This window comes from Parashewanella tropica, assembly GCF_004358445.1.
Taxonomy (GTDB): Bacteria; Pseudomonadota; Gammaproteobacteria; order Enterobacterales; family Shewanellaceae; genus Parashewanella; species Parashewanella tropica.
In genome coordinates, this window is record NZ_CP037951.1 from 2,952,096 (window position 1) to 2,966,540 (window position 14,445).

Sequence of the window (14,445 nt, forward strand, 5' to 3'; positions counted from 1 at the left end):
CAGGGCATATGAATTATCAAGGGTATATTCTATGTCAACTTGGCTTAGGATTCAGTAAAATATCGCCATCTAAGCCAAAGATTCCAACAATGAAAAACAAAGATAATCAAGATGACATGGATAGTTTTGCCGATTTAATGAAAGGGGTTAAACCTCTTAAACAAGATAAGCGTCACTTCAAACAAGCGACGAAGCCAAAACAAGTAACGATTCAGCGCGAGCAAAAAATTGACGCTGATAGTTATTTTTCGGACAGCTATCAACCCTTACTGCCCCACGAAGGTCCGATGCGTTGGAAACAAAGCGGCGTTGATAACCACTTATTAAAAAGACTTCGTCGTGGCGATTTTGTGCCTGATTTATTGCTCGATCTTCATGGAATGAGACAAACTGAAGCCAAGTTGGAAATTGCCGCCTTGATTCGAGCATGCGTGAAACAAAGAGTTGAATGCTGCAGTGTAATGCACGGGTATGGTTCAGGTGTTTTAAAACAACAAATTCCAATGTGGTTAGCTCAACACCCTAAGGTGTTAGCCTTCCATCAAGCTCCTAAAGAATGGGGAAGCGATGCGGCTTTATTGGTGTTAATCGATATTGAATAATTTTTACTAACAATTCGGAGACTGTTGAGCCACAAGTTTTGATTCAGAAACACCCGCTTCTATTACTGCGACTCCGGCAGTAGAGAATAAAGGTGGCTCAATCCCCGTAACCATTTCACTGACTAAGTAGCCAAGCAACGGCATATGAGCAATGACTAAGGTGTTTTTGGCTTGATAATGCTGAGCATAAGCATCAACAGCTAAAGCACATCGTTCAGGATCGGCATCAGGTGTCAACTCTTTAAGTATTTCAATCTTAGGAGTGATATCTAAAAACTTCTGCACGACTTCCCAAGTTTGTTGAGCTCTCATATACGGGCTAACTAAAATCAAATCAAACTGTTCAACTTGCTCATTAAGCCACTGGCCAATTTGAGAAACCTGAGTTTTCCCATTTGGCGTTAAGACACGCTCTTCATCGGTTCTCGCATTAAAACTCGCTTCACCGTGACGCATCAAAAAAAATTGCATAAATGTCTCATCATCAAAATGGCATAACACCTATCATTGGTATCCACCACTTTGTTTTATGGTTGTTAACTCAATTGTAACTTCAAAATGCCTAATGGCAAAAGTGGAATAAATTAATAATGAAACAAATTGATTCTTATGTCGGTCATTTGACTGAAATCCGAACTATGTCACAGTAAATTTAAAAGTTTGGCGATTATAATTTGCGTTCGCCATTTCAAAACCACTGATACCTTGTATCAAAAATATTTCCGCCATAATTTGCGAAATAAGCAAACTGCAACCACTATATATTGTGGTTGGACTCTTTTGCGCTCTCACACTTACAGGAACAATCATTGACCACTGAATCATGTTCAATCATCACCAGTCCCAATGATCATCGTCAGTACCGATTTATTACACTGGCAAATGAACTCAAGGTGCTTTTGATACAAGATGAAAAAACCAACCAATCAGCAGTATCTATGGCTGTTAATGTTGGTCATTTCGACGACCCTGAAGATCGTGAAGGCATGGCTCATTTTCTCGAGCACATGTTATTTCTAGGTACTGAAAAATATCCCAAGTGCGGCGAATTTAATGAGTTCGTGAATCAATATGGTGGTAGTAATAACGCGTGGACAGGAAGCGAACACACCAACTTTTTGTCTTCAATCGCACCTGAACATTTCGCAGGATTGCTTGATCGCTTTAGTCAATTTTTTATCTCCCCACTGTTTGATCCTGAATATGTGGAGCGTGAACGAAACGCCATAGAGTCCGAATTCAGTTTGAAACTAAAAGACGACGTTAGACGCGTTTACGAAATAGAAAAAGAAACCTGTAATCCCAAGCATCCATTTACACAGTTTTCTGTTGGTAATTTGGTTACATTAGGCGGGGACGAGAACGAATTAAGGCAAGAGCTTTTAGCGTTTTATCACAGTAAATACAGCGCCAACATTATGACGTTGTGTTTGATTGCACCTAACGCTTTAGATGAGCTTGAAGCACTTGCCCACAAATTCTTCTCTGATATTAAAAATCAATTTGTGCATAAAAGCTATCCTAAAGTGCCTCTATATGACCAGCAACAATTACAAAAAAGGATCAGTATTGTTCCAGTAAAAAGCCAACGTCGATTAACCATTAGTTTTTTATTACCCAATATTGAAAAGCATTACCCAAGAAAGCCGCTTACTTTTATCAGCCATTTATTGGGCAACGAAACCAAGGGCAGTTTGCTTTCATATTTAAAGTCGAAAGGTTGGGTAAACAACCTCTCATCAGGCGGAGGAGCCTCAGGTTATAACTTCAAAGATTTTTCCATTCTGTTCCAGCTTACCGCAGAAGGGCTAGAGCATATTGATGAAATTACGATTGCCACCTTCGAATATTTGGAGCTAATCAAACAAGAAGGTATTGAGGATTGGCGTTATCAAGAAAGGGCAAACTTACTTCAACAAGCCTTTGATTACCAAGAACCCGTTAAAGCTATCGAGCTGGTTAGTCACCTAAGCATCAACTTACAACACTACCCTGTTGAAGATGTGATTTATGGTGATTATCGTATGAATGGTTTATTTGAATCAGAAACCAATACCTTGTTGGCTCAATTAAAGCCCGAAAATATGCGTTTACAAGTTATTGCACCTGAAGTTGAAGCTCAAATTTGCAGTAAATGGTACAAAGCCGAATATCGAGTTGATGATATTAACCAATGGCTAATACAAAGATGCAAAAGTCCGCATGTAAGGGCTGAATTAACCCTTCCTGCGCCCAATCCATTTATCATTGAAAAAGCTCGGCCTAGGCTTACCGATTACCCACACACCACCCCAACGATTTTAAAAGATGGAAAAGGGTTTAGGCTTTGGTATCAAAAAGACCAGCAATTTAATGTACCCAAAGGACATATCTATTTAGCCATCGACTCTTTATACGCTTGCGACACGTTAACGCATGCGGCTTATACTCGCTTATACATAGAAATGGTATTGGATTACCTTACCGAATTTACTTACGATGCTGAAGTTGCAGGTATCCATTATCATATCTATCCACACCAAGCCGGACTTACACTTCATATCAGCGGCTTTACCATCAAACAACTAGACTTGCTTAAATTAATCATAGAAAAAGCTCGAGAGCGTAATTTTTGTCAAACAAGATTTCAGCGTGTTACCAAACAACTGATTAGAAATTGGCGAAACATCAGTAACACTCGCCCTATTTCTCAACTATTTTCAGCCTTAACGTCAACCGTTCAGTTAAGGAGTTATGAACCAATAAAACTAGCAGAAATCATTGAACATGCGAATCTAGAGCTGCTTCATCAGCACGTGGAACGATTCTATCAAGCCACATATTTAGAAGGTTTCTTATACGGTGATTATTTACAAGAAGAAGCCAAAGATATTAGTGAACACTTAAGCGAAGTTTTAGATCTTGTGTCTGCGCCAAGCCCTGAAACTGAAAGAGAACTTGTTAACTTGAAGGGACAAGGCACTTTAGTAAGTAAAATTGATACCGAGCATCAAGACAGTGCCATTTTAGTCTACTTTCAATCAGAGCATACCAGCATTGAAAACATGGCACTATTTAGCCTTTTAAACCACACAATGTCTTCGTCGTTTTTTCATGAATTAAGAACTCAAAAACAACTCGGCTATATGGTAGGTACTAACTACCTTCCACTTAACCGCCATCCGGGAATGATTTTTTACATTCAATCCCCTAATAGTGGTCCCCAAATTTTATTAGATGAAATTGATAACTTCATAAGTGACTTTTCATACACAGTCATGCAACTGACAGATGCACAGTGGCGACAAACAAAAGATGGATTAATCAGCCAATTGATGGAACATGACCCAAATCTCAAAACCCGAAGCCAGCGCTATTGGACCAGCATTGGCAATAAGGACTATGAGTTTAATCAACGCGAACAGGTTGTGAATGAAATATCGCAACTGACCAGAGCTGAGCTGATTCGCTTTTTAATCGACAAGATGAAAACAAATTCAAAAGACAGAGTTGTGTTATATAGCTGCGGTGCAGAACATCAAGAATATGAAATCATGGCATCTGAACTCATTCCTAAAGATTTAGACACATTTAAACAGAACTCAGTACGGTTTACTTTATAGTATTTTGTTCCATTAACCTGTTTATTTACATCATAAAAACACTGTCAGAATTTCGTTAACGGATAATTTTTTGACAGAAAACATCTAGCTTGTATCAATTTTGATGTATTAATGACAATAGCTTTGACAAATGGAACATAATCTGAAAAAGTGTTGTTTTTTTACGGTGTTTGTTAATCCACAAAAACAATAAATAAACAAAAGATAATCATGCATTTCAGACACATTTGTGCCTTGTTGTTACTCATCCTTTCAGGGACCATTTATGCTTCGGACAACGTCGTAGAAGCCTCCCCAACACAACCAACATCAACAGCTGAACAAAAAACAGACGAATCAGTTTCTGATGATGAATCTGATCTCATAGAGATCCCCGAATCTCATATCATTCTTAACACTGAAACTTATGGTGTTGCCGAGGGATTGTCGCAGAGTACGGTGACTTCTATCGTTGAAGATAAAGACGGCTTTTTGTGGGTAGGTACAGTTAATGGTCTAAACCGTTTTGACGGGACAGAGTTTACTCATTATTACGCTGGCGAAAGTGGGCTACCAAGCTCGTTTATTCGCAGTTTGTTTGTAGATGATGATGGCACTTTGTGGGTTGGTACAAACTCAGGCCTATTTCAATATATGGCAAGAAAAAATAAATTTAGTGAGATAAAATTAAAGAAGAGTCGTGAGCCAATATGGTCTATAACTGGAGATAAGAACAACCTACTAATAACAACAGACAACTATGTCTACAAATTAAATAAAAACACAAAAAAACTCTTATCTATATTTAACTCTAAAGAATCGATAGGAATACGAAAGTCTTTCGAGTTCAACGATAACCTTTATATTTTAACATACTCAAATAATTTATACTCGATAATCAATGACAAAAAAACGTTTATAGACGAGAATGTAAATGACATTTCAAAACTAAACAACGCCTTATTCTTTGCGACTAAAGAAGGAGTTTTTAAAATTGAAAACAAAAAGAAATCAAAAATATCTAGCAACACCTACATCAAATTAGCTAAAGATCAGCATTTATATGGAGTCAACCAAAGAAGTATCCATAATTTATCAGAAAAAAAGAACATTGGGCATTTCAAAAAAACAAACTCATCAATTATTTTATTCAAAGTAAAAAAACAAAGTTTTCAAATTGGAACAATTGATGATGGATACAAATCCATATCTATCAAAAATAATTTAATAAACAAAACGAACTTAGCTTTTGATTCAATTTGGGGCTTAGCAAAAAGTGATCATAATATTTATTTTTCAAGTAATGACAGCGATATTGAAAAGGTAAACAATGATCTATCTAACAAATCTAGTATAAATTCCAATATTGAAGGTTATAAATATTTAAGTTTATTCAAAAATAGATTATTTATAGGTTCTAAACATGGATTACATTACATTATTGATGGAAATTCAACACAGGTTCTATCTAAAAAAGTCACATCATTAACATCTAATAAAAACACTCTTCTTATCGGAACAAGCGATGGATTTTTGTACACCCTTGATAAGTCACTTCAAATTAAAAGTCGCCAAATAATAAAGAATAGACCAATTTTCGATATTGAAGAACACAGTAACTCTATATATATAGCAACTGAATCAGGACTGTTTTTAAAAATAAAAAACAATTTAAAAACAATACATCCTGGAGTTGTAAACCAAATTTGTTCAAATAAAAAAAACATTTATTTCAGCTCAGATAATTTTTTGTTTTCTTATTCTCACGCCACTAAAAAAACACAAAAAATCATTCCAACCGAAGGGAAGTTAAATGCCCTATATTGTGATAACAAAATAATATTAGCAACCAACTACAACAACGTGCTTTTATTTAAAAATAAAAGACTGATGACTTTTGGTGTCAATTCCGGAGGTCAAACTGAATACAACAAATCTCCAATACTAAAAACAAGCGATGATAACTTTCTGATATCTGGCATAGAAGGAGTATCGCAGTTCAATTTAAAAAAAATAAATAATCACATTAATAAAAAAATAAAACCCAAGGCGGCAATATCATCTATATCCGTTTTTAACAAAAGAGTTGAAGGGAAAAATAAACACTTTAGCGGTTCATCATACAATACAAAAACAATTACTTTTAATTATTTGGATTATCCTTTCACTCTAAGGTTCACTTCAAATGACAACGAAGGTCGATTTGAATATATGATGAAAGGAATCGATAGCAAATGGATAATAGCAAATGGTCATAACTCTGCGACTTATACTAATATCCCTCCAGGTGAATATTTATTTCAAGTAGTTGCTTTTGATTCATTGACTAAAGAGCGTGGAGATATTAATTCAATAAAAATTATCATTACCCCACCTTGGTGGCTTAGTACAAAAGCCAAAATGGGGTATTTTATTTTTGTACTCATCCTATTGATTTTATTTTTGAAACTATTTCAAAGACGCCGAGAAATACAAAAGCAAATAGCTCTTAGTGAAGAACGTTTAATGCTTTCTCTATGGGGCAGTGGTGATGAAATGTGGGACTGGGATATACGCTCAGGTAAAATTTTCCGCTCAAATGTATGGCAAAGCTTGAACTTTCCTGAAATAGGCCAGCGTGCAGAGGGTGAAGCTCAAGGTCACAATATCCATCCTATGGATAGAAAGCATGTTAACGACATGCTGAGCGAGCATTTAAACGCTGGTACTGATATTTTTGAAGTTCCTTATAGGGTCAAAGATATTAAAGGTAATTGGATTTGGATTTTAGACCGTGCAAGAGTCGTTGAGCGTGAAGATGATGGTTCACCTGTTCGTATGACAGGAACCATAAAAAACATTAATGATTTTAAGCGGAACGAGGAGCAATTAAAACTGTTTGGTACGGCTATTGAAAATATTTCTGAGGGTATGTTTATTCTTGATGCTGACTTTCAGTTTATCGAGGTCAATTCAGCTTGTAGTAAAATAATGCGTTGCTCAAATGAAAACATCATAGGCAGAAAACTTAAGTTTACTCAATACCCTGATAGCTTTACTCAACAAGTTAAGCACATGCTAACTAACTATGGACGCTGGACCAGTGAGGTAGATGCAATTCGTGATGATGGTAGCATCTATAAAATGGATGTCAGCATTGATACCATTTATGATCATAGGGGAAACACCAGTCATTTTGTTGCCATTTTCTCTGATGTGACCATTAAAAAAGCGCAAGAACAAGAAATGCGTCAAATGGCATCTACTGACAACCTAACAGGGTTGCCTAACCGCGATAGTCTACAACTAACATTAACAAGCCTTGTTACACGTAAAGCCCGTCATTCATTACTAGTTTTGGATATTGATAACTTTAAGAAAATCAATGATTCATTAGGTCATGCCTTCGGTGATGAATTGCTGGTGCAAGTATCGCTTCGAATGACCGAAGCTTTAGATGGCGATGCCACTCTTTATCGTCTCGGAGGTGATGAGTTTGCCATTGTTATCGAAAAACTGACTGATATTAACCATATTGCCGCAGTTGCAAGTCGAATCATTGACACTTTTGTCCAGCCCATAGCTTTAAAAACTCACCAAGCTGTTGTTGGAGCGAGTATTGGGATTGTTCATTATCCCGATGATGAAACTAACGAACATGATCTACTAAGATCCGCAGAAATTGCCATGTATTCAGCCAAATCGAATGGTGGTAACAGTTTCAATTTCTACCAAGAATCTGAAAATGCTGGTGCGATTCGTCAGCTAGAAGTTGAAAACCTTATTAGAGAAGCATTAGAAAAAAATTACTTTGAAGTGTACTACCAACCAAAAATTTCATTAAGCAGCAATAAAATGGTGGGAATGGAAGCCTTAGTAAGACTGATTCATCCAACTGAAGGTTTTATCTCTCCAGCAGAATTTATTCCAATTGCTGAAGAAACAGGGCTTATTGTAGAAATTGGCGAAATTGTACTTAGCAAAGCGTGTAATGCCACCCAAAAATGGGTTGAAAAATATGGATTCAATGGTCGAGTTGCAGTAAACCTGTCTTCTAGACAATTTGCCTTGCCTGATCTTGAGAGAAGAATTACGCAAGTGCTGAAGTATTCTGAACTTGATTCAAAACACCTTGAAATTGAGATTACTGAAAGCACTGTGATTCAAGATCCAGTACAGGCGATCAAAGTCATGACTAAACTCCGTAATATGGGCATCCACTTAGCTTTAGATGACTTTGGCACTGGTTATTCATCTTTGACCTATTTGAAAGACTTTCCAATTTCTACCATTAAAATCGACAAATCCTTTATCGATGATATCGATAAATCTGATCGTGATTTAAAAATGGTCGACTCTATTATCACTATAGCTCACAATATGGGTATTTCAGTAGTTGCAGAAGGAGTGGAGCATCGAAGCCAATTAATTGCCTTACGTGCACTAAATTGCGAGGAAATACAAGGATACTTCTATAGTAAACCAATACCAGAAAATGAATATGCACAGTTTCTTAACAAAAGACGGATTATCACTTTTTAACTAACTACCACTTACTTTTGATAATAAGCTTTCTCAGACGGTATTTTTGACAGTTTTATTGGCACAGCATCTGCATTAGATTCTTATCAATAAACTTAATATCTGAGAAACCTAAAATGAAAAAAGTTACTACCTTCATCACTATTGCACTATCCCTATCTTTTGCTCCATCCTTAGTTATTGCAGCAGACCCTACTATTAGGCTAAAACCAACGCAGTTAGCTGCCGACCCAACTATCAGATTGAAACCTGCTTTGTTTGCTGCTGACCCTACTATCAGGCTAAAACCAACTCAGTTGGCAGCCGACCCGACTATCAGATTGAAACCAGCTTTACTTGCTGCTGACCCAACTATCAGATTAAAGCCAGCTCTCCTTGCAGCCGATCCAACTATCAGACTCGCTCAAACTGCCTAAAAGGAGCTTACCATGCTAAGAAATATCCTTATCTCTATGGGTTTGGCAAAGCCGAAAACTCATAAAGTGAAGCTTCCTAAGGGCTTGAAGGAACTAGAAGTTGTTTCTGCAAAAGCTTGGTGGAACTAATTCCTACTCGGGATCATTATGAAAGCATCAGCGTTCGCTGAGGTAACATACCTCAGCGTAGCTGCTCTTTTAATGCTTTATCTTTACCCTATCTAAACGTCCCCACAAAACTATCTATAAAGCCAACTTTAAATAGCAATAACTCAAAAGCAATCAACACTATAGCTCCCTTTATTCAACACAACCCTTTAAACTAAATCACCTAACTGCTAGCAGCGACACAGCGTTATTCCTAAGTATGCTAGGACATTATGAGTTTCATATTCTGTAATAAAGGCTCTGGATACCTGCCTTCGCAAGTATGACGAAAACTCTAAGACTGACTGAATAAACTGCCTATGTAGCTCCCACTCATACCCCATTGATAATTAACAATAAATTTCCGCAAGGCAATAAAAAAGCGGCAACGAAGTGCCGCTTGCGTCACAATTTTGACGAGTGTCTCTTGACGTTAAAATCAGTCGTAAAACTTACTTCCTTCTTCTGCCATTTTTAATAACAGCTCACAAGGTTCAAATCGTTCGCCATGAGTGGCTTGATAACCCTTAAGAAGTGTTACTAATTTATCAGCACCCATTTCATCCATATAACGGAATGGGCCACCTAGGAAAGGAGGAAAACCAATACCGAAGATAGCACCAATGTCACCATCTCTTGGTGAAGCAATAATGCCTTCTTCTAAACAACGTGCCGCTTCATTGAGCATTTGAACCACACATCGTTGTACCAATTTTTGAGGGTCATGAGCATGGCTAGGCGTAATACCAAATAAGGTGTAAACAGATTCATCAACCTGCTTTTTCCCTTTCTTGGCTTGCTTGCCATATAAATAGAAACCCTTTTCACTCTTACGACCTTTGCGACCATCAGCCAATAATTTTTCGTAAACATCAGGGGCTTTAAAGCGTGAGCCTAATTCTTTCTCCAAGATCGGAGAAATTTTTGCGCCAACATCAATGCCGACTTCATCCAAAAGATTAATAGGGCCAACTGGGAAACCAAACTTAACTAGCGCTTTATCTAAATGTTCAATACGCTGACCTTCAAGTAATACCTGCGCTGCTTCCAGCATGTAAAGTACGAGAATACGATTTACATAAAAACCTGCGCCATCTTTAACCACAATCGGTGTTTTACCTTGCTTACGTGCGAACGCGACAGTGGTATCAATGGTTTGTTGTGATGTTTTTTCGTGAGCGATAACTTCCACCAATGGCATTTTTTCTACGGGAGAAAAATAATGAAGACCAATCACATTTTCTGGTCTTTCTGCTGCTTCAGCAATTTGCCCGATCGGCAGTGAAGACGTATTAGATGCAAAAATCGTATGTTCGCTACATTCACGTTCGATATCTTTCACCATTTGATGTTTAAGGTTCAGATCTTCAAACACGGCTTCAACAACAATATCCGCATCTTTAACACCACGATATTCTGTCGTTGTGGTCATCAAGGCCATGGTATTGTCTCTGGCTGAAGCCGTCATATGACGGCGTTTTACTTTTTTATCGAGCTGCTTATAGGCATAGGCCATAGCATTGCTTAGACCTTGCTCTGCAATATCTTTTATACGCACTGGCATTTTGGCTTTTGTCGCAGTAACGGATGCAATACCGCCGCCCATTAAACCACCTCCAAGAACAACGGCTTTATTCAAATCTCGAATTTCCGCTTCGCCTGCTTCTTTTTTCATTTCAGTGGTGGCAAAAAAGATATTACGAAGCGCCGCAGATTCTTTGGTCATGACTAAATCAGCAAAGTGTCGAGCTTCAGTTTCAAGCCCAGCTTTGCTGCCTTTAGTTACACCTGTTTTAATGCAATCAATAATTTTAGGAGGAGCAGGATAATTACCTTGAGTTTTCTTATGAACTTTTTTGGCAGCTTGATCAAATACAATATTGCGACCAATAGACGTATCTTCTAAAAAGCGATTAACAAGGGATTTTTTACGAGGCTTAGGTGTGACCTTTCCTGATTTCGCCAACTCAATCGCAGCTTCAAGCAGAATCGATTGCGGAACCATGTCATTTACTAAACCCGCTTTTAAAGCTTGTTTTGCACGTAACTGCTTGCCTGTCAGCATCATATCTAAGGCGGTAGTGATGCCGACAAGTTTAGGTAATTTTTGAGTGCCGCCACTACCCGGAAGTAAACCAAGCATGACTTCAGGTAGCCCAAGCATGGTCTTGGTTGAATCAGAACAAATTCTGGCATGACAAGCCATTGCCAGTTCTAGACCGCCACCTAAACAAACACCGTGAATAGCGGCGATAACAGGAAACGAAAGTCCTTCAAGTTCAGCAAAAACTTCATAACCTTTTTTAGTAATTGCAGTAACGTCATCTCGTGTGTTACACGCATCCAACATTTTGACGTCGGCGCCAGCAATAAAGCTGTCTTTTTTACCTGAAATAAGCACTAAACCTTTAATACTGGTATCTCGCTTAATTTCACTTAGCAGTTCACTGATTTCATCAGCAAACTCAGCGCGGAGGGTATTCATGGTTTCACCCGGCACATCCATAGTGACCACAGCGATACCATCATCACGACGTTCTAAATTAAATGTTTTTTCCATCTTGATTTACTCCACTTCGACAATCATTGCAGCGCCTAAACCACCAGCTGCACAAGCGGTTGCTAAACCAGTGCCTCCGCCACGACGTTTTAATTCATTACATACTTGAGTGATCAAACGAGTACCTGTTGCAGCGAATGGATGACCATAAGCAATTGAGCCACCGAGTACATTGAATTTGCTCATATCAATTTCACCAATGGCGCGAGATTGCCCCAGCTTTTCTTCAGCAAACTTTTTAGAAGCAAACATTTTCATGTTGGCTAATGCTTGTGCCGCAAATGCTTCATGCATTTCGATTAAATCTAAATCTTCTAATTGCATTCCTGCATTCGCTAGCGCTTTAGGCGTGGCGTATGAAGGTCCCATTAACATGTCTTCCCACACATCAATGGCACTGAACGCATAACTTTTAATATAACCGATTGGGTCATAACCTAATGCTTTAGCTTTGCCTTCACTCATTAAGATCACAGCTGATGCACCATCAGTTAGAGGTGTAGAATTTGCCGCTGTAACTGTTCCGTGTTTTCTATCAAACACAGGACGAAGTTTGGCATAACCAGCTAAATTCGAGTCAGTGCGAATATTATTGTCTTTTTCAAGGAATGACTTATAAGGAGAAACATGCGTCACCATCACCTCATCATTCAATACACCTGATTCCCACGTTTGAGTGGCCAAAGTGTGAGAGCGATGCGCTAACTCATCCTGATCGGCACGACTGATTTGATGAGTCTTTGCCATTTGTTCAGCCGTTTGCCCCATGCTTAAATTCGTCGAATACTCGGCAACAGCAGGCGGAACAGGCAGTAAATCTTTTAATCGTAATTTCTTAATGATGTTCCAGCGTTGTCCAAGTGTTCTCGCCTTCGATAAGTCCACCAAGCCACGGGCTAAACGCTTTGACGCTAAAATCGGCACAACCGACGATGAATCAGCACCACCAGCAATACCTATTTCGGCATTGCCTAATAAAATAGACTCAGCAATATTTGCCGTAGATTGAAAACTGGTGGCACAAGCTCGAGTCACACTATAAGCATCAGTATGAACATTCATCCCTGTGCCTAGAACTATTTCACGAGCGATATTTGGCGCAGCAGGCATTTGAACAACCTGCCCATAAACCAATTGGTCAATCAATTTAGGATCAAGTTCTGAGCGAGAAAGCATCTCGTTTACGACCATCTTCCCTAGATCTAATGCTGAAATACCATGCAAAGCCGTAGCTTGTTTTGCAAACGGTGTTCGTAAACCGCTGACTATCGCAACACGTTCGCCACGACTGTTAGTGAGTTGTTGCTTACCACCCATAAATTACCCCTGTGAAATATATCAATCCGTTAAATGCTATAACCATAGAATAAATCGAACTGAATAAACAAAATCAATTGAATATATGTCTGGTTTGCCACCAACCTCAAAACAAGATTTTTTTGGGAACTTGTCTGGCGACAACAGGTCAGACCTTAGAACTGTGATCTGATTCTAACTATTTAAAAGCAATATTCAAACACTTGTTTAGATTTATCTGATTATGAAAAATTAATATCCCTTGAACTTCCCATAAATAAAATGATAAAAAACACCATAAATCGTAGTCGAAGCATTTAAATTACTGAGAAAAATCATGTCTCTAAGCCGTTTTCAAACATTACGACAATACTTAAATACCGTGATCCTCGGTCAGCCGACACTCACGGAAAACCTACTAATCGCACTTGTTGCCAATGGACACCTTTTAGTAGAAGGTCCTCCGGGACTTGCGAAAACCCGTGCGGTCAAAGCTTTATGTGACGGTATTGAAGGTGACTTCCACCGAGTTCAATTTACGCCTGATTTATTACCTGCCGATCTTACTGGTACTGATATCTACCGTGCTCAAACTGGTGCTTTTGAATTCGAGGCTGGGCCGATATTCCATAATTTGATTTTGGCAGACGAAATCAACCGTGCACCAGCAAAGGTTCAGTCCGCACTATTGGAAGCTATGGCAGAAGGCCAAGTAACCGTTGGTAAAAACAGCTACAAGCTACCTGAACTGTTTTTAGTGATGGCGACGCAAAACCCGTTAGAAAATGAAGGGACTTACCCATTACCAGAAGCTCAGCTTGACCGCTTTCTTATGCATTTGAGCCTTGATTATCCAAGTGCTGAAACAGAAATGGAAATTTTGCGTCAATCACGTAAAGAAGCGCAAACTCATCAGCTGCCTTCAATGGAGCCTATCTCTCAAACTGATATTTTTGCAGCTCGTGACGCGGCATTAGATATTTATTTAGCTGAACCGCTTGAGAAATACATCATCGACATTGTAATGGCGACTCGCCAGCCACAAGGGTTTAGTGAAGAGCTTGCACAATGGATAGAATACGGTGTCAGCCCTCGCGCCACCATTTCTCTTGAACGTTGTGCAAGAGCAAGAGCTTGGCTTCAAGAACGTGATTATGTATCACCTGAGGATATCCAAGCTGTAGCAGGTAATGTGTTACGTCACCGCATTCTGTTGAGCTATCAAGCACAAGCAGAAGGGATAAGCACTGATGATGTTATCCAAAAAGTGATCAGCTTAGTCGCTGTGCCATAAGCCAAATAAAGGTTGTAATTGATAAACA

Annotated in this window: 8 protein-coding genes; 5 read left to right on the forward strand and 3 right to left on the reverse strand. The window is 38.6% G+C overall.

From position 1 onward, the window contains the following. The first annotated feature begins 89 nt into the window (after positions 1–89). Complete coding sequence (gene smrB, locus E2H97_RS12940) at positions 90–602, forward strand: endonuclease SmrB (protein ID WP_133407519.1); 513 nt, start codon at positions 90–92, stop codon at positions 600–602. Between the two features lie 6 nt (positions 603–608). On the opposite strand, the gene sixA is transcribed toward smrB, so the two are convergent. Then, a complete protein-coding gene (gene sixA / locus E2H97_RS12945; RefSeq protein ID WP_133407520.1) occupies positions 609–1,073 on the reverse strand; it encodes a phosphohistidine phosphatase SixA in 465 nt (154 codons plus the stop codon). Positions 1,074–1,411: 338 nt separating this feature from the next. Here sixA and E2H97_RS12950 point away from each other — a divergent pair, with 338 nt between their 5' ends. The 3 genes from E2H97_RS12950 (at position 1,412) to E2H97_RS12960 (ending at position 9,120) form a co-directional block, all read left to right on the forward strand. Further along, positions 1,412–4,204 carry an insulinase family protein gene (locus tag E2H97_RS12950; RefSeq protein ID WP_133407521.1) on the forward strand — a complete coding sequence of 931 codons (2,793 nt, stop codon included), beginning with the start codon at positions 1,412–1,414 and terminating at the stop codon, positions 4,202–4,204. Between the two features lie 210 nt (positions 4,205–4,414). Beyond that, positions 4,415–8,704 (forward strand): EAL domain-containing protein, encoded by a 4,290-nt coding sequence (locus E2H97_RS12955; RefSeq protein WP_133407522.1) that lies wholly within the window; start codon positions 4,415–4,417, stop codon positions 8,702–8,704. Between the two features lie 116 nt (positions 8,705–8,820). Beyond that, positions 8,821–9,120 carry a hypothetical protein gene (locus tag E2H97_RS12960; RefSeq protein ID WP_133407523.1) on the forward strand — a complete coding sequence of 100 codons (300 nt, stop codon included), beginning with the start codon at positions 8,821–8,823 and terminating at the stop codon, positions 9,118–9,120. 586 nt (positions 9,121–9,706) lie between these two features. On the opposite strand, the gene fadJ is transcribed toward E2H97_RS12960, so the two are convergent. Together fadJ and fadI are read right to left on the reverse strand one after the other, a co-directional pair. Further along, on the reverse strand, positions 9,707–11,827 hold the full coding sequence (gene fadJ / locus E2H97_RS12965) for a fatty acid oxidation complex subunit alpha FadJ (RefSeq protein ID WP_133407524.1): 2,121 nt from the start codon (positions 11,825–11,827) through the stop codon (positions 9,707–9,709). 6 nt (positions 11,828–11,833) lie between these two features. Further along, entirely contained in the window at positions 11,834–13,144 is a 1,311-nt protein-coding gene (fadI, locus tag E2H97_RS12970) for an acetyl-CoA C-acyltransferase FadI (RefSeq protein WP_133407525.1), read from the reverse strand. A gap of 316 nt (positions 13,145–13,460) precedes the next feature. Between fadI and E2H97_RS12975 the strand changes: the two genes are divergently transcribed. Next, positions 13,461–14,417: an AAA family ATPase gene (locus E2H97_RS12975; RefSeq protein ID WP_133407526.1), complete on the forward strand. Its 957-nt coding sequence runs from the start codon at positions 13,461–13,463 to the stop codon at positions 14,415–14,417. The last annotated feature ends 28 nt before the right edge of the window (positions 14,418–14,445 follow it).